General features: G+C 39.0%; 18 protein-coding genes and 1 pseudogene. 8 read left to right on the top strand and 11 right to left on the bottom strand.

The window, feature by feature from the left end:
• Positions 1–7: 7 nt before the first annotated feature.
• The 4 genes from G8D99_RS07405 to G8D99_RS07390 form a co-directional block, all read right to left on the bottom strand.
• A complete protein-coding gene (locus tag G8D99_RS07405; protein ID WP_166323999.1) occupies positions 8–1,408 on the bottom strand; it encodes a hypothetical protein in 1,401 nt (466 codons plus the stop codon).
• Entirely contained in the window at positions 1,408–4,290 is a 2,883-nt protein-coding gene (locus G8D99_RS07400) for a type VI secretion system Vgr family protein (protein WP_166327605.1), read from the bottom strand. The genes G8D99_RS07405 and G8D99_RS07400 overlap by 1 nt, the downstream gene beginning before the upstream one ends.
• Before the next feature lie 176 nt (positions 4,291–4,466).
• The gene (locus tag G8D99_RS07395) at positions 4,467–4,847 is read right to left on the bottom strand and encodes a hypothetical protein (protein ID WP_166323997.1); all 381 of its coding nucleotides are present in this window, start codon (positions 4,845–4,847) and stop codon (positions 4,467–4,469) included.
• A 46-nt stretch (positions 4,848–4,893) separates the two neighbouring features.
• The gene (locus tag G8D99_RS07390; protein WP_166323995.1) at positions 4,894–5,241 is read right to left on the bottom strand and encodes an immunity protein Imm33 domain-containing protein; all 348 of its coding nucleotides are present in this window, start codon (positions 5,239–5,241) and stop codon (positions 4,894–4,896) included.
• Between the two features lie 150 nt (positions 5,242–5,391).
• Here G8D99_RS07390 and G8D99_RS07385 point away from each other — a divergent pair, with 150 nt between their 5' ends.
• The 5 genes from G8D99_RS07385 (at position 5,392) to accC (ending at position 9,841) form a co-directional block, all read left to right on the top strand.
• Complete coding sequence (locus G8D99_RS07385) at positions 5,392–5,997, top strand: LexA family protein (RefSeq protein WP_166323993.1); 606 nt, start codon at positions 5,392–5,394, stop codon at positions 5,995–5,997.
• A gap of 9 nt (positions 5,998–6,006) precedes the next feature.
• Positions 6,007–7,335, top strand: a complete 1,329-nt coding sequence (locus G8D99_RS07380) for a Y-family DNA polymerase (protein WP_166323991.1) — start codon at positions 6,007–6,009, stop codon at positions 7,333–7,335.
• Between the two features lie 235 nt (positions 7,336–7,570).
• Positions 7,571–8,032, top strand: coding sequence for a type II 3-dehydroquinate dehydratase (gene aroQ, locus G8D99_RS07375; RefSeq protein ID WP_166323989.1), 462 nt, complete (start codon positions 7,571–7,573; stop codon positions 8,030–8,032).
• Between the two features lie 12 nt (positions 8,033–8,044).
• Positions 8,045–8,461, top strand: coding sequence for an acetyl-CoA carboxylase biotin carboxyl carrier protein (locus G8D99_RS07370; protein ID WP_166323987.1), 417 nt, complete (start codon positions 8,045–8,047; stop codon positions 8,459–8,461).
• A 15-nt stretch (positions 8,462–8,476) separates the two neighbouring features.
• Positions 8,477–9,841, top strand: a complete 1,365-nt coding sequence (gene accC / locus G8D99_RS07365) for an acetyl-CoA carboxylase biotin carboxylase subunit (protein ID WP_166323985.1) — start codon at positions 8,477–8,479, stop codon at positions 9,839–9,841.
• A 108-nt stretch (positions 9,842–9,949) separates the two neighbouring features.
• Here the strand turns inward: accC and G8D99_RS07360 are convergent, their stop codons facing one another.
• Complete coding sequence (locus G8D99_RS07360; RefSeq protein ID WP_166323983.1) at positions 9,950–10,432, bottom strand: hypothetical protein; 483 nt, start codon at positions 10,430–10,432, stop codon at positions 9,950–9,952.
• A gap of 259 nt (positions 10,433–10,691) precedes the next feature.
• Here G8D99_RS07360 and G8D99_RS07355 point away from each other — a divergent pair, with 259 nt between their 5' ends.
• Together G8D99_RS07355 and G8D99_RS07350 are read left to right on the top strand one after the other, a co-directional pair.
• A complete protein-coding gene (locus tag G8D99_RS07355) occupies positions 10,692–12,176 on the top strand; it encodes a GGDEF domain-containing protein (RefSeq protein WP_227554372.1) in 1,485 nt (494 codons plus the stop codon).
• Positions 12,177–12,232: 56 nt separating this feature from the next.
• Positions 12,233–12,768: pseudogene (locus tag G8D99_RS07350) on the top strand (IS5 family transposase); the annotation flags it as partial.
• Here G8D99_RS07350 and G8D99_RS15765 read toward each other — a convergent pair.
• The 5 genes from G8D99_RS15765 to G8D99_RS07330 form a co-directional block, all read right to left on the bottom strand.
• Positions 12,767–12,898 carry a hypothetical protein gene (locus G8D99_RS15765; RefSeq protein WP_264820975.1) on the bottom strand — a complete coding sequence of 44 codons (132 nt, stop codon included), beginning with the start codon at positions 12,896–12,898 and terminating at the stop codon, positions 12,767–12,769. The pseudogene G8D99_RS07350 and the gene G8D99_RS15765 overlap by 2 nt on opposite strands.
• Positions 12,899–13,224: 326 nt before the next feature.
• Positions 13,225–13,392 (bottom strand): hypothetical protein, encoded by a 168-nt coding sequence (locus G8D99_RS07345; RefSeq protein WP_166323981.1) that lies wholly within the window; start codon positions 13,390–13,392, stop codon positions 13,225–13,227.
• Positions 13,393–13,609: 217 nt separating this feature from the next.
• Complete coding sequence (locus G8D99_RS07340) at positions 13,610–13,894, bottom strand: hypothetical protein (RefSeq protein WP_166323979.1); 285 nt, start codon at positions 13,892–13,894, stop codon at positions 13,610–13,612.
• 150 nt (positions 13,895–14,044) lie between these two features.
• A complete protein-coding gene (locus G8D99_RS15675) occupies positions 14,045–14,275 on the bottom strand; it encodes a hypothetical protein (RefSeq protein WP_166323977.1) in 231 nt (76 codons plus the stop codon).
• Between the two features lie 212 nt (positions 14,276–14,487).
• Complete coding sequence (locus G8D99_RS07330; protein ID WP_166323975.1) at positions 14,488–14,661, bottom strand: hypothetical protein; 174 nt, start codon at positions 14,659–14,661, stop codon at positions 14,488–14,490.
• A 410-nt stretch (positions 14,662–15,071) separates the two neighbouring features.
• On the opposite strand from G8D99_RS07330, the gene G8D99_RS07325 reads away from it, so the two are divergent.
• Complete coding sequence (locus tag G8D99_RS07325) at positions 15,072–15,521, top strand: universal stress protein (RefSeq protein ID WP_166323973.1); 450 nt, start codon at positions 15,072–15,074, stop codon at positions 15,519–15,521.
• Positions 15,522–15,588: 67 nt separating this feature from the next.
• Here G8D99_RS07325 and G8D99_RS07320 read toward each other — a convergent pair whose 3' ends face one another.
• Complete coding sequence (locus G8D99_RS07320; RefSeq protein ID WP_166323971.1) at positions 15,589–15,822, bottom strand: hypothetical protein; 234 nt, start codon at positions 15,820–15,822, stop codon at positions 15,589–15,591.
• Positions 15,823–15,835 lie beyond the last annotated feature (13 nt).

Here is a 15,835-nt window from a genome sequence, read left to right as displayed (position 1 = left end):
TTTCCAATTATTTATTATTAACAACGATACTAATGTCTTTATCAGTCCAAACCCTTGTAGCCTTATGAATAGAATGCTCTTTATCAGTTACTGTTTGTTTAGATAAGAATTTAATTAATGCAACAGCATGTTCTACTACCTGCAATCCACTAAAAAAAATAACATATCTTTCATATCTTCTTTTTTTCAATATTATTGGAGCTAGCTTAATTCCTACTGATTTAACAAGACGATTTGTTATCCAATGATGACTCATTTGAACTACTTTTCCACTAGAATCTCTATATTTTTCGCCACCTAAAGTTAAATTACGATTAGTAGAACTATTATTAGTACGGCTTCTAGAGGTTCTGCCAGATCTTTGTTGTTGTTGAGGTATTGATTTATCAATACCATTTTTATCATTAGCATCACCTAATAAATCTCTAAGTGAAGCAGCAGGATTTTGGCTACATTTAGCCTCTATAATTGCATATGGTTTTGCATCACTATTACCTTTCTTCCAAACTCCATCTATACCACGCCCCCTACTTTTAATAGAAAATAGATTTACCATTTCCCCATTATCATTCAATTTATGAGAGTTTTTCGTTCCTGTCTTATCATGTGTTGAAGTTCCCCAGCCTTTAATTTCTTGGCAATAGTAATCTGCCATATGCTCACCTAGAATACCTTTAAATTTATTAGATAAATTAGTTATAGCTGTTTGGCCTATTGACGAATTATTGGTACTGTTAGATTTGCCCTGATTTGTATTGTTTGCTTTTTGTCCACCATTTGCTGGAGAATTTGGCTTATTGGTTTGGTTCTTAGAATTTTTATTTGCATCTGCAGAAGTTTTTCTACTTTTGACTAGCCATCCATCAACCTCCTTTTTAAACTCTTGTAATTGTTTACCTAAATTTTTTCGAATCTGATCAACATTTTTACGAGCTTCAGGGCTTAGCTGATTTAATACTTTAGGGTTTGTCAGTATCTTATCCAAATTTTTTTGTAATGCATTTAGATCTAGACACTTTCGTATCAATTGCTCAGGATCACCTTTCCCTAATTTTCGAATACCATCTAAAATACTATCCATTGGCAAAGCGCCTTTTTTGACACTTTTTAATGACATTTTGACAGCATCCCCACCACCTGGAACTAAGCCAATTAATGCTGTGATAAGATCAAACCATCCAGCAGGGCTAGCTGGATTTGCAGATAAAATGATAATCGCTTTAATAATATCTCTTGCATCTACCAACTGTCCTAGTACAGGAACACAGCCTATTACTGTCTCCGCTAGAATTGCCCAACCACCTGTACTGTCACCTTTAAGAAAAGTCAGCGTATCCTTTTTTAAGCTTTGTAACCATCCGCTCGGAACTGAATCTACAGAACGTTTATACTTAGCAATTGAGCCCATTATTTCGCCCCATTCTGTAAATCATTAGTAAGTTTTTGATATGCTTCTTCGTCCAAAAGTGACCAAAGATTATCATCATTTTCATCTTCTTCTTGAGTTTCAGCATCTAAGTCATCAGGTATATCTCTTTTAAATTCAGCAGGGTCTTCACCATAAAATATTTCAGACTTTCCTTTAGGTACATTTTCTAATTTTGCGTATCCTTTATCATCTAATACACCTTCCCTATAACTTCCGTCTTCAAAAAAGACTTTAAAAGGAGCACCTTTAACTGGTGATAAATCGTCATAATGATAATTCAATTCCATCCAATTTTGAGTTTCACCTAATAATGGTAAACCAATATTTTTAGGTTGAACTTTACTGCCACCCTGAAAAATATGCTGTCCAGCCTTAACCTCAAACTTTCCACCTGTTTTCGGAAAAATCCCTGAACCATTCAAAGTAATTTGTGAGCTTGCACCTGTAATCTGAACTTCTTTCGGACTACTAATGATCACTTTGTCATCAGTCGAAGAAATGGTAATGCCCATCTTCGCCAGTACATCCAATGCATCTGACTGCGCTTGAATCTCAACCTTATTTTTTGCAGCAACTGCTTTGAGTCCACCTTGTGCAGCAAAAAGACTCAACCTATTTTGCGCATGGGCAATCAAATTCTTTTGCGTACTGATATTAATACTGTCACCCGCAATTTGATTAATTTGTGCATCTGCGGATATATGAATATCTTCAGATGTACTTAAACCAATACCATCAGGGGAACTAAGTAATAAAAGTGCTTTTTCAAATTTGGCAATTTTTTGTTGAATTTGTTCAGCAAAAGCTTTGAGTTGTTCTACAGACTCAATCTCATCGGTTTGTTGTTGTTTAGCAATATCACTTAAAGCTTTACTGTTGGTTTGACTACCTTCAAGTTGTTTTTTGGCAATCTCAGCATCTAGATGTTCACCTTTGGCTTGATCTTGCTTATAAGTCGACACCAATAAACCTTGCCCAGCACGCACAGCACCCCATTGATCCGTTCTGAGCTCAAACCCTTCGCCACGTCCTTCACTCTTATCCGATTCTTTTGGGTGACTTAAATTACCGAGGTTGAGTTGGCTGGCACCATGACTGCTTTGCAGTTGTGCTGAAATTTGCCCTGTGGTGTCATCAAAGCGCAGTTGGTTAAATCCACCGCCACCAACTTCTTTAGAGCGAATACCACTGAGTTTTTTGGTATCAGGCAATTGTCCTTTGACGTCGAACTTCGTTGGACTGCGCTGTGCTTCGTGGAGTCGCCCCACCACAAATGGACGGTCAATGTTGCCATCAAAGAAATCAATGACCACGATTTCATCGATTCGAGGCAGGAAGCGTGCGCCATAGCCATCACCCGCCCATGGGGTCAGGACATCCACCCACGCAGAGTCGGTGTCATTTTCATTGCTTCCCGCACCGCCATCATGACCGTGGTCTTCTTGGCGGGTAAATAAAAAGCGGACTTTAATGCGTCCCCATTCATCGACATAAATCGACTCTCCACTTGGACCGACCACACGTGCACGTTGCGGATGCGCTGCTGGTCGATGCTCAAGTGGATTATATTCAGGCACAGTTGCAATATTTCGACGTTGCAAAATCAGATGATTGGCTTGTCGTTCTTCGCTATTGTTTTGAGTTGTATTAACTGTCCAATTGCTTTGTTGTAGCAGTTTTTGGATTTGATCATTTAGGTCTTTGGGTAAGTTGTTTTGGTTATAGAAGTGCTTGCCTGTGATCAGAAATTCTTTATCGGCTCCGCTGTGCCCGTCAATCTCAGGATGATCATTAAACTCAAACCAGTAACCGACTTGGGTATCCCGTACCGTGGATCGGGCTTTAAATTTTTTTGACTCACCTTCGTAGAACTGACTAAGCTGAGTATTGAATTTTTCCAGTTGGCTGTTGCTGGATTTGGTAGCGCCATCCTCACCTTTTAAATCTTGAATCCAAGCCGGGCTAAAGTGCCATGCTTGTTCTAACCCTAGGCTGACATTATCCACATTGTCTGAGTGTTGGTGTTTGCTGAGTACACTGCCTGCACCTTCATCTTGTTCTAAGCTATCAGCTTGCCAACGTTGTACATGGACTGCAGTCGGTTGTAGTGAACGTTGTCCGATAAAGTTGGTGATGCTGTCTTGTTGTTCTGTGGCACTGCTGCGGTGGTATTTGATGCTGCGTCGATCGAGTGCACTGTATTGACTGTTGTCATCGATTAAGCGGAGTTTTTGTGCTTCGATACTGCTCGAGGAACTTGGGACGATCAGTTGTGCTTCGTCAATGAGCCAGTTAATACCTTCACTACGCATCAGTCGAGTGAGGAAATCATAATCCGTTTCATTGCTTTGCATGATGAACGGTCGAACATCATATTGTTGACTCAGTCCGCCCATGTCTAAGCTTAAGCTTGCAGCAAAAAGTGGGCTTTTGCTTTGCCATTCTGAAAATATTGTTTGAATCACATCCACAGCCGATTTATTCATGAAGACTCGGCTGTTACGGCGCTTATGCCACAGTGCTGTGGGATCTTCTAAGGTGAGTTTATACAGGGTCAGTGAACCATCACTTTGCCCTTGTGCCGCTTGGGTGATGATACCGGTGGTACGAAAGAGTGTCCCTTGATCGGTGACTTGGTCAATCGCAGCTTGTGCACCGATAAATTGTTTTAAAGATAATGTTGCATCGGTAGACAGACAGATCAGCTCGGCTTTTAAGCCCTGATTTAAAATGTGTTCGACATCAATCCGTTGTAAAAAAATTTGGGAATTTAAAGCAGCATTAGAAAACTGTATATGAATGGCACGTTTTTGTGCTGTTAAACCAAGTTGTTCTAATGCCGAAAATATGTTTGATTGCATCATTTTTATTCAGCATGATTTGTTTATTTTTAATTGTGATCTAGATTATCAAAACTTAATATTTTGAAGTAGTGCTTAATATTTGAATGCTGTAGAAAATCTGTAAACAAAAACTTATATTTTAGATGTTAACCAACAGCTATTATTTTCATCATTTTGTATTGTCTTGCTAAGTATTACTGATGATCAGCCAAGCAAAAAGCTTTCTGATTGAGACCTGAAGTATCAAAACTCTCTTTTTGTCGCTTTAAATAATGCAGTGCCGCAATTTTCATGACGCTTGCGCTTTCAAACTCAGGGTACTCATTAGACAGCTTTACAATATTTTGATAAGCATCAATCCGCTGACATAATGCCTGTTGCTGTTCCTTTACAGACGGCTCAATAACAGCATCATCCAAAACAGCTTTGGTTTGATTTACACGGTCTATATAGCCTTGTAACTTCTGGTGCAATTCATGTTCGGATAAATACGGAACAGTATTGGTCGTTGCAGCCGTAGCCTGCGTATAGATCAAGAGGCTGATTAAACTCATATACAGTATTTTTCTCGACATCTTGATCTACTCGTCACCTTTAATGAATTCAAATTGAACAATTCAATTAAAATAACTCAGGTTCAGCTTTCCATACATCTTCATAATCATCACGATCGATCATAAAGCGAAAGCCCGTTTCTAAAGATAAGTACGGAATCGCTTCAGGCAAAATTTCCTCAAGTTCTTTCACGGTCATGGTTTCAAAGAAATCCTCGCCCTCACCTAACTCTCCGCCATAAATAAACCAACAAATTTGATCTTCTGGATCAGGCTTCTTACGTAAACCCACAATCGGCTCTTGATCAAGCGTATGTTTAGCGACGGCAACCACATCATCCTCTTTAACTTTGATATATGCAGAATCAAATTCTTCACATACCAATTTTTGCTCTTCAATAAAATCTTGCAACATAGAGGATTCCGTAACATTTTTAAAATTTAGTCTTAATTTTATGCGCTTGATCTCTGCGACACAATCAATCCGACGAAAGAATCTTTTTAAAATCGTGCTGTTTTGCTATCTTGAAAATGTTACAAATTCAAGATGGAGCTAATATCTTTTATGCATGATGATCATTTTCCCGAAAAAACCTTTGGACATGGCGGTGCTCGTTTGAATTCAGGGCGAAAATTAACCTTTAAAGAAAAAACTGTGGTGATGCGTGTACCTGAATCCAAAGTCATTGAAATTAAAGCATGGTTAAAACCCAAACCTGCCGATGATCGTTTTCCGCATATAGAACTCCAACCGATTCATTTTAAAACTCAGCTCAGCATTCCTTATCCTTTGGAATCAGTCGCTGCAGGTTTTCCTTCTCCTGCTCAGGATTACACGGAAAAGCATATCGATTTAAACCAATATTTGGTACAAAACCCTGTTGCGACCTTCGTACTTCGAGTCAATTCACTTTCTATGAAAAATGCGGGAATTGAGGTGGGTGATCAAATCCTGATTGATCGTAGCTTAGAAGCCGATCACGGCGATATTGTTCTAGCACTGATTAACAATGAATTTACCGTAAAACGATTAATGAAAGAAAAAATCGTAGACCAAGAACGAATTTGGCTCAAAGCAGAAAACCCAGATTATCCCGATATTTACCCACGTAGTGAAGAACAAATCATCATTTGGGGTGTGGTGACCTGTATTTTAAAAAAATTAAAATAGGTCATCACCATGCAAGTTTTTGAAGAAGAAATTTATGCCTTAATTGATATCAATAACTGCTATGTCAGTTGTGAACGTATATTTGACCCGAGTTTGCTTGGTCAGCCTGTGGTTGTACTGAGTAACAATGATGGTTGCGTGGTCTCGAGAAGCAATGAAGCCAAAGCATTGGGTATTGGTATGGCGGTGCCGTGGTATGAAATGCAACACCAAGCATTAGCCGCTGGGGTTAGAGTATTTTCAAGTAACTATGCCTTATATGGCGATATGTCTCGGCGTTTTTTTGAAATTTTAGCGCAACATTTTGATCAAGAGAATGATTTAGAACCTTATTCGATTGACGAATGCTTTATTCGTCTCACTGCTTATCAACCTATTCTCGATTTAGAGACCTATTGCAGAGAATTATTGGACCAAATTCAAAAATGGTTAGGACTTCCTTGTAGTATTGGTATTGGTTACAGTAAAACCCAAGCCAAGCTTGCCAATCATTTTGCCAAAAAGCGTTATGCGTTTGAGGGGGTCTGTTCCATTTTGGCTTTAGACCCTTGTAGTTTTGAAGCGTTGCTTTTGGAAACCGATGTTGCTGAAGTTTGGGGAATTGGACGTCAAATCAGCAAACAACTGAAAGCTTATGAAATTCGCAACTGCTTTGACTTAACTTTTGCCAATGAACATCATCTTGCCAAGCAATTTTCTGTCCTCATTGCTCGCACCATTCGTGAACTAAAAGGTCAATCCTGTATTGGTCTCGATGATCCCGCTTTACCCGCAAAACGCATTTTAGCTTCACGCAGTTTTGCATCCCCGCTAACGGATGTATCACTGATCAAGCAAGCACTGGTGTTTCATTTGAATCGTGCACATCGACGTTTAATCAGCCAACAGCAACTTTGTGCCTGCGTACACGTTTCCTTATATGAAAAAATTCATTTTCCTCCTTATAAAAAGGCAGCTTCTCATGCACTGGGACTCGATTATGCCACCGATGATTTGCTGATATTGACCCAAGCAGCACAAGAGCAAATCAATGTTTTATTTAAGGAAAATACTAAATACGTCAAAGTTGGCGTGATGTTCTCTGCTCTACATCCGAAGCAGCAGCATATCGATGATCTATGGCAACCTTTAGCGCTGATTGAACAACGCAATCAACTGATGCGCACCCTGTCTAAAATGAAAAATCGCTACGGCGCAGATTGCATTCAAGTCGGGTATCACTCGCTACACCAGCAATGGCAAATGAAGCAACAACATCGTTCGCCCCGTTATACCACTTGTTGGAATGAAATTCTGCTGATTGATGATTCGCACATGGCGGTTACACAAATCAAATGAATACTTTTGGTCAATTCAGTTTAAAATACACAAAATGAAATAATTATAAAAAATGTCATCTTTTAACATTGCCTATTCCTTGCAAAGTTCTCAAAATAGAGCACGATTTAGATCTGAACAGTTAGTTCAAATTTAAACATTTTACAAAATTAAAGTGCAAAAATATGCCATAATAGGCAAACTTTGCAGACAACGTGCAAAGTGATCGTGCAACTTATCTATTGGAGCAGTCTTCATGAGTTCGACCATCTTGGTCATACATGGACCGAATTTAAATTTGCTAGGAAAGCGAGAACCTGAAGTGTATGGGCATCTCACCTTAGATGACATCAATCAGCAACTTGTACAGCAAGCTCAAGAAACTGCCATTCAATTGCAAACCTTCCAAAGTAATTGGGAAGGTGCGATCGTAGATCGTATTCATCAGGCGCAAACCGACGGCGTCGACTTTATTGTTATCAATCCAGCAGCATTGACTCACACCTCTGTTGCTGTCCGTGATGCCCTATTGGGCGTTGCAATTCCGTTTATTGAAGTTCATTTGTCTAATGTCCATGCGCGTGAAGCATTTAGACATCACTCATATCTCTCCGATAAAGCGGTTGGTGTGATCTGTGGCTTGGGTGCGCAAGGCTACTCCTTTGCACTGAGTCATGCGACACAGAAAATTCAATCTTCCACTCATTCTCAATCTTAGGAATACGCATCCATGGATATTCGCAAAATCAAAAAGCTCATCGATTTGATGATTGAATCTGATCTTCAATCTATCGAAGTCAAAGAAGGTGACCAATCGATTGCTTTAGCCCGCCGTAATCCTGTGATCGCTGCAGGTGTGCCAATGGCTGCTGCTGCGCCTGAAGCACCGGTAGTTAAAGCTGCAGCACGTGGTGCTGTTGAAACTTCACCTATGGTCGGTGTGTTCTATTCAGCGCCAAATCCAGGCGAAGCGCCATTTGTTAATGTGGGTCAAACGGTCTCTGCAGGTGAAACATTGGGCATCATTGAAGCGATGAAAATCATGAACCCGATTGAAGCCACGCAAAGTGGTGTTGTTGAAGAAATTTTAGTTAAAAACGGCGATGTCATCCAATTCGGTCAACCATTATTCCGCTACCGCGCGTAATATCTGGGGCTTGATATGTTGCAAAAAGTTCTGATTGCAAACCGAGGTGAGATCGCATTGCGAATCACTCGGGCATGTAAAACCCTCGGTATTAAAACTGTAGGGATCTATTCTGACGCCGATAAAGACCTGATGCATTTACGCTTTTGTGATGAAGCCGTATGTATTGGTCCAGGTGCAAGTAGCGAAAGTTATTTAAATATTCCTGCGATTATCACCGCTGCAGAAATCACCGGTGCAGATGCGATTCACCCGGGTTATGGCTTCTTGTCTGAAAATGCTGAATTTGCAGAAATTGTAGAAAGCTCAGGTTTTATTTTTATTGGTCCACGTCCAGAACATATTCGCCTGATGGGCAATAAAGTCTCTGCGATTATGGCCATGCGTAAAGCTGGTGTTCCAACGGTTCCGGGCTCTGCACATGCAGTCACCCCAAACAATGCCCTCGCCGAAGCCAAAGAAATTGGTTTCCCATTGATCGTAAAAGCTGCTTCAGGTGGTGGTGGTCGTGGTATGCGTATTGTGGAACGTGTTGACACCTTGCTTGAATCTGTACAAGCGGCGCAACGTGATGCAGAAATGTGGTTTGGTGATGATACGGTCTATATGGAACGTTTCTTACAAAAACCACGCCATGTCGAAGTGCAAGTTTTGGCAGATGGGAATGGTCATGCGGTACATTTATATGACCGTGACTGTTCTCTACAACGCCGTCATCAAAAAGTTTTGGAAGAAGCCCCTGCTCCAGGTTTACCTGAAGAAGCGCGAGCGCATATTTTAGAAGCGTGTGTCAATGCCTGTAAATTGATGCAATACCGTGGTGCGGGTACATTTGAGTTCTTGTTTGAAGACGGTGAATTCTTCTTTATTGAGATGAATACCCGCGTTCAAGTTGAACATCCTGTGACGGAACAAGTGACAGGTGTGGACATTATTGAGCAACAGCTTCGTATTGCTGCTGGTTTAGGTTTAAATCTTCAACAGGAAGATATTGAGCTGAAAGGTCATGCGATTGAATGCCGTATCAATGCTGAAGATCCGTCTACATTCCTACCTTCTCCGGGTAAAATTGAGCACTTCTATGCGCCAGGTGGTGCAGGGATCCGTTTAGATTCACATATCTATTCAGGTTATAGCATTCCGCCGTATTACGATTCGATGATTGCAAAACTCATTGCCTTTGGTCATGATCGTGAAACTGCGATTGCACGTATGAAGCAAGCTTTGGATGAAATCATTTTAACTGGCATTAAAACCAATATTCCATTGCATAAAGATTTGATTTTGGAAGACAAGAACTTCTGCAAACAAGCAATGGATATTCATTACCTTGAGAAACACTTATTAAAACAAGTGCAAGGTCATGAAAAAGACGCTTAAAAGCAATCCATGATTGAAAATTAAAAGCCACTTTCGAGTGGCTTTTTTATGTGCTGTTTTTTAGTGTGTACTGAATCGAATCACGAGTTATTCAGCTTAAATACTCATTTAAGGCAAGACACGGCGTAAAGTGGCAAAACAATCTTTACCCAATTCATTTGCACAGAAATTGATTTGGTTGGCACTTTTCCATTGCACAAAATATTGCGACACTTCACCGGCTTGATCGACTTTATGACCCGAGCAATCCACTTCATTATTTTCATAATTCACTTGCATGACCAAGGTTGGCAAAACCGATAAGGTATTGTCCGGTGAGGGTTGATATTCAAAAAGTCCAGTGGACCACTCTTTAGCACTGTTTACAACGACTTGGTTGCCACCACGGAAATTATAATATTCGACACATTTTTTATTATTTGGCATTTCCATTCCCCATAAGCCTAAAATTTCAGGTCGGGTTGAAATACGAATACTGTTTTGGTCTTGTTGTAAATCTGCTGATTTGGCTGTTGCAACAACTGCTGGTTCTGCATGCACTAAAGCATGAGCAATTACTAAAAAAGGCATCAGGAGTGCAATTCTTTTCATACTTCAACTGTTTATAAATTTCATCAAGATAACTTAGCATAGTTCCAGATAAATTCCTGAAAAATTCACGCGATACGAACAATTTTGTTGTTTTTTGCTGAATCGTTATTCAGTCCACATTTTTAAGCACATTTGATTCAAATATAAAAAGCAAAGCTATTGAAATTAAATAACAAACAGCTAAGCTTATGGTAAGAAATTCTAAGAATTGATCTTTTTTAAAAATTAAATATGAGATCAAAAATAATAGGAAATTATAGTGTCTTTAGCGATTCAAAGTTCTCGGATACATTTACGACAGTCACTCCAATCTTTTTTTATTGTGGGGATCGTGATTGCACTGTGTGCCTATGCAGGAATTTTGGGTCGCCCCATGGCGTTCCTTTCTATTTTTTGGCCGGCAAATGCCGTATTGTTTGGTTTATTTTTACACTTTAAACAACTGAATAATGTTGGAGGCTGGCTTGGTGCCTTCCTAGGTTACATGCTAGCCGATTTAAGCACAGGTGGATTCTTCTTTGTCACTCTCGCGCTGACCTGTGCCAATTTACTCAATCCCTTGATTAGCTTAGGCTTAGTCAAACTGTTTAAACTGGATTATAAACAGTTCAATAAAGGTTTAACCTTTGTTTATTTATTCGTAATCAGCTCTCTGGGTGGCTGTTTAGCCAGTGCAGCATTTGCAGTATCAACAGTGCCTCATTTACCGAATACCTTTATGTCTTTAGATCGCCTTTGGACTGATTTTGGCATGTGGTGGACGGGTGAAATCTTAAATGTGGTGTGTTTCCTGCCGATTATTTTGGCAATCCCTTCGCTTAAAACCGCTAAAAGCTTTGTTGAAGATAAACGCAAACAACCCTTTGCGATTCAAAACAGTTTACCGATGGCTTTTGTGATTCTATCGCTTGGACTGACTTATTTCTTTGTCGGTCCAGGTGCAATCATGTTCCCGATTGGGGCGTTGATTTGGGCAGCATTAACCTACAATTTATTTTTGGTTGCGGTTGTGAATTGCTTGGTCTGTATGTTTATGCACCACACCATTAGCAACTATTATTTGGCTGAATCCCCTGATGCATTCATTCTTACCGCATTATCGATTCGGATTGGTTTGTTTATGTTGGCGTTGGGCCCGCTCACTTTATCGATTATTAGTTTAAATCGCCAAAAGCTTTATCATCAAATTTTGTATCTTGCCAATCATGATGGTTTAACCACAGCAATGAATCGCCGTTATTTCTATCAAGAAAGCGAGCGTATGGTCAGTACAGAAAATGCTAAACCACAAGCCAAAACAGTATCGATCTTGGTCATGGATTTAGACCATTTTAAAAAAATCAATGACACCTATGGGCATGCGGTGGGTGACAAGGTTCTGCAAGAATTTACCAAGCAGGTGCAAACTCAAATTCGCTCCAGCGATTTGTTTGGGCGCATTGGCGGTGAAGAATTTGCGATTTTATTAAAAGATTTAACCTTAAAGCAAAGTGTTGATATTGCCCAACGGATTTGTAATGTGGTTCATGCCACACCCATTCCACTTGATGATGGCACGGCATTGAATATCAGCGTCAGTATTGGTCTAAGCTATCAAAGCTTGCCCTACTGTACCAAAGTTCAGCAACTGATTAATCGTGCGGATACGGCGCTTTACCAAGCCAAAGAAAAAGGTCGAAATCAACTGTGTGTCGAACCCAATTTACAAGGTCAATGGGTCAATGGGTCAATAGTTGATGCATGAACGGCTTTGTTGCACAAACCTACCATTGAAAGCTTTTTAAGCAATACAATTCCCTAATGAAAAAGCCTACACACAAAATATACCGTACAACCAATTGGCCCGCCTACAATAAAGCCTTGATCAATCGAGGAAACATATCAATTTGGTTTGATTCAGCCACCCAATAGTATGTTCTTTACATCGGTAAACACGGCCGAAATCAAACCTACTCCGACGCAGCGATTCAATGCTGTTTAATGATCAAATCTCTTTTTCGCCTTTCTTTGCGTATGGTTACAGGCTTTGTTCAGAGTCTGATTAAACTTTGTGGATTAGATTAGACAGCACCAGATTATTCGACCATATGCAGAAGACAAAAGCATATTGATATTACCATTAGCTATCAAAAAAGTTGTGATGGACTACCTTGCGCAATATATTGCTCATCGTTGATTCTACTAGCTTGAAGTTTTTAGGTGAATGGAAACGTAAGAAACATCAGCCTGAATATCGACGACAATGGCGTAAACTCCACATAGGGATAGATGCTGAAACACTGCAAATACATACAGTTCAGCACACAAAGAATAATATCAGCGACTCACAAGCTCTTATCGAATCATCACATTATCCATAGCTACCAATTCACTATGTCTTACGCCTGTTCGACTCAAGTTTTGATATTTACTCAGCTCATCACAACAAAACTGCAAATCTTTTTTAGCTTGTACACGATCTGTCATGATTACCTCGAATAGAAAATAAAAACCCCGCCAATAATGCATATTTAACGGGGTTTCATGCGCCGTAATCTGTTCGCCTATTTGGAGAAATTTTGAAAGAGAGTAATCACACATAATCAATTTCTTTTAAAATCAAATGGCGGTTATCACATTAAACCACTACGAATAATTCAAGCCGCTATCTTACTGACACAGAATGCTTGGAATTGCCAAATGGCTTACGTGTTTACATGTCGACCACCAATAAGTAGGGTTGATTTTTAGGGTATTAAAAAGCCCCGCAGATTGCAGGGCTTTATACCAAAGACTGATGAATTAAGCAGAATTTAAAGGTTTCCAGGCGACAAAATGATTGCCACCCCAACCTTGTTACTAGCAAGCAAGAATCTCTGAACTTTGTTGAAATCCACCTTGCCACCAGTAGAAATCACTTCAATATCCACACGCTCTTTTTTAAAATCACCATCAGCGAAATATCTCAATATATATTTCATTTTAAATACCCTTGATAAGCATCATTGCTTGAACCAAGTAAACAATAAATAGGCCCAATAGCGAATGAAAAACTTGTAAGAATTATTTTCTAAAGTTTAATATAATCAATAACTTATAATAAAATTTAGTTTAATATTGAGTCGATTCCATGCTTAAAACCATCGAATCAAGGGAATTTAAATAACGTTATTAAAACTAATTAGCTTCTTAAACTGTCTAAACAAGAGCTTCCGTCTCAAAATCCAAATGCGATGACTTATACAAACTTAATTTTCTTTTTTCATTTTCCAAAATCAATTTAGACTCTTCCGACCACGATGCTTTCCCTGCATCAAGACCCAAATGATTTAAGGACCAGTCGGATATGCGCCCATAAATAAACGTATTATCAGCAAAGACCCATTTCACTTTCGCATCGGTGCTATTGGCAAAAACTTTATATGTTGGTAATGACCCGAATGTACTCATTTTTGTATAAAGATATTTGTAGATTTCTAACATGGATTAAGCTGCATAGACGGTTAACTATTGTACCACCTTGTATGCTTACAACCTATTTACTATCAAACTATGTCAGTTGAGCTAATTCACATCATTCTTTTAGTTATGCATTGAAAAAGCCCACATCACTGTGAGCCCATGTTTTAAATACTATCCTGAATATTTAACTTCTAACTGACTTTCATCTTGAGTAACTTTAATCTTGATATTGTTGTACGTCCGTTTGCTAGGGTTCATTGCAGATCCAACAACCTCTTCAAAAAATCTTCTATCCTTCATTAACTCTGCGTAAAGCTTATAACCTATCAAAATCCTTTCAGGTTTTTTATTACTCGCGACTGTTGCATTAAAAATATTGTTTAACTGGTTAATATCTACCATAAGATAAAAAAAGGCTCTAGATTTAAAAAAAAGGCATTATGCCTGATATCCACCCTCTATCGACGCTTTCAAAGGAAATACTTAGCGAATAACGAAATACATGGTGAATAACAACGCGTCCCCTTTAATTTTTCTAATATCAACCAATAATTCATAGCAAAAAAACCCACCGATTAGTAATGTATTGGTTTAAATATTTAACTCCTCAAATACTAACGCTCTAAAGCACGCTCAATACTATAATCATCTCTCAGATAATAAAATTCAGTAATGGCATTAAAGGTGATGGATTCTTTTCTATATGTGTAAATTTTAGTTGTCGGAATAATTAAATCGCCATTATCCACACTAAGTCCAGCTTCCACATTGGGAAAAGACTTGCCCACATCATGATGCTCGTATGGTAATCCCCTCAAAAATTAAAGGATCTAAAAGTAGAATTTTTTCTTAGGATACAAGCAGCAGATACTGCATGAAAACATCGAAACTTACTGACAGTCAGATTATGTCTATCTTGAAAATGGCATTACAATCATGAAAGACCACACCAAGCAAACAAAGGAAAGCCTCCTCTAATGGCTGCTTAACCTCTACTTTTAAATTCGGTTATTTATGGGAGGATTACCAAAACAACAATGACTTCCCAAAGAAATGGCTGCAAATCACACAACTCAATATTTTCTCAATTCATTTCTCAACATATCAAGTCCATTGCTTAAAGGCAGGAAATCTCATTGTATAAACATCAGGCACATGCTAACAATAAACAGAACATCCAACAAAAATGGAGTAGCACATGTCTTATAAAAATATACTCGTCCCTGTCGATGATTCCCCGATTTCTTATGCTGCGATCGAACATGCAGAGGCGCTTGCAAAAGCTTTTGGCAGTAAAATCACCGTCATGTCGGTACTTTCAGTAGATCCATTGCGTAGCATTGATTTTTATAAAGTTGCACCTGCAATTACAGACTATGTACTAGAAGCAGAGCAAAATGCACAAGGTCGTTTAAACGATATTCAACTAAGCTTTCAAAACCATGGTTTAGAAGTTAAAACGCTGATCATTCGTAGCGTGCCGCCGGCAACCGGGATTTTAAATATTGCAGAAGAAATCCATGCCGATCTGATTGTGATGGGTTCGCATGGGCGTAAAGGCTTTAGAAAATTTATCTTAGGTAGTGTGGCGCAAGAAGTATTGAGCTTAAGTCACATTCCTGTGCTGATTGTTAAAACAGCTGTTTAATTGAATCAGCTGCAAAAAGGCAGAAATCAATTCTGCCTTTTATTTGCATGACTTTAGCTTAAGCTTTTTAAGTCATCGAAATAACTTTAACCAAGATGGTTTGATGTTCTTCAAAATCATCGAAAATTTGCTTTCTGGTGAGTTCCTTAGACTTCACTTTAAAATCATGGTTCTGAAAACTGATCACATTTGGAATTTCATCAAAGTACGAACTTCCTACATCGAGATCTTCCTCAAATAATGATGTGCCGAGTTGGTAATCTTTACTCTTTAGGACAACATACTTCACTGTAGTTTTCATTTGACACTCTTTT

It is taken from the genome of Acinetobacter lanii, from assembly GCF_011578285.1.
Classification (GTDB): domain Bacteria; phylum Pseudomonadota; class Gammaproteobacteria; order Pseudomonadales; family Moraxellaceae; genus Acinetobacter; species Acinetobacter lanii.
This window is presented reverse-complemented; position numbering and strand designations above follow the sequence as displayed.

Bases quoted from the DNA above. Each gene is read 5' to 3' on its own strand.
- G8D99_RS07400 (WP_166327605.1), bottom strand. From the start codon at position 4,290: ATGCAATCAAACATATTTTCGGCATTAGAACAACTTGGTTTAACAGCA.
- G8D99_RS07380 (WP_166323991.1), top strand. From the start codon at position 6,007: ATGCAAGTTTTTGAAGAAGAAATTTATGCCTTAATTGATATCAATAAC.
- G8D99_RS07405 (WP_166323999.1), bottom strand. From the start codon at position 1,408: ATGGGCTCAATTGCTAAGTATAAACGTTCTGTAGATTCAGTTCCGAGC.
- G8D99_RS15765 (WP_264820975.1), bottom strand. From the start codon at position 12,898: ATGACAGATCGTGTACAAGCTAAAAAAGATTTGCAGTTTTGTTGTGAT.
- G8D99_RS07385 (WP_166323993.1), top strand. From the start codon at position 5,392: ATGCATGATGATCATTTTCCCGAAAAAACCTTTGGACATGGCGGTGCT.
- G8D99_RS07325 (WP_166323973.1), top strand. From the start codon at position 15,072: ATGTCTTATAAAAATATACTCGTCCCTGTCGATGATTCCCCGATTTCT.
- G8D99_RS07340 (WP_166323979.1), bottom strand. From the start codon at position 13,894: ATGTTAGAAATCTACAAATATCTTTATACAAAAATGAGTACATTCGGG.
- G8D99_RS15675 (WP_166323977.1), bottom strand. From the start codon at position 14,275: ATGGTAGATATTAACCAGTTAAACAATATTTTTAATGCAACAGTCGCG.
- G8D99_RS07395 (WP_166323997.1), bottom strand. From the start codon at position 4,847: ATGTCGAGAAAAATACTGTATATGAGTTTAATCAGCCTCTTGATCTAT.
- accC (WP_166323985.1), top strand. From the start codon at position 8,477: ATGTTGCAAAAAGTTCTGATTGCAAACCGAGGTGAGATCGCATTGCGA.
- G8D99_RS07390 (WP_166323995.1), bottom strand. From the start codon at position 5,241: ATGTTGCAAGATTTTATTGAAGAGCAAAAATTGGTATGTGAAGAATTT.
- G8D99_RS07320 (WP_166323971.1), bottom strand. From the start codon at position 15,822: ATGAAAACTACAGTGAAGTATGTTGTCCTAAAGAGTAAAGATTACCAA.
- aroQ (WP_166323989.1), top strand. From the start codon at position 7,571: ATGAGTTCGACCATCTTGGTCATACATGGACCGAATTTAAATTTGCTA.
- G8D99_RS07345 (WP_166323981.1), bottom strand. From the start codon at position 13,392: ATGAAATATATATTGAGATATTTCGCTGATGGTGATTTTAAAAAAGAG.
- G8D99_RS07370 (WP_166323987.1), top strand. From the start codon at position 8,045: ATGGATATTCGCAAAATCAAAAAGCTCATCGATTTGATGATTGAATCT.
- G8D99_RS07360 (WP_166323983.1), bottom strand. From the start codon at position 10,432: ATGAAAAGAATTGCACTCCTGATGCCTTTTTTAGTAATTGCTCATGCT.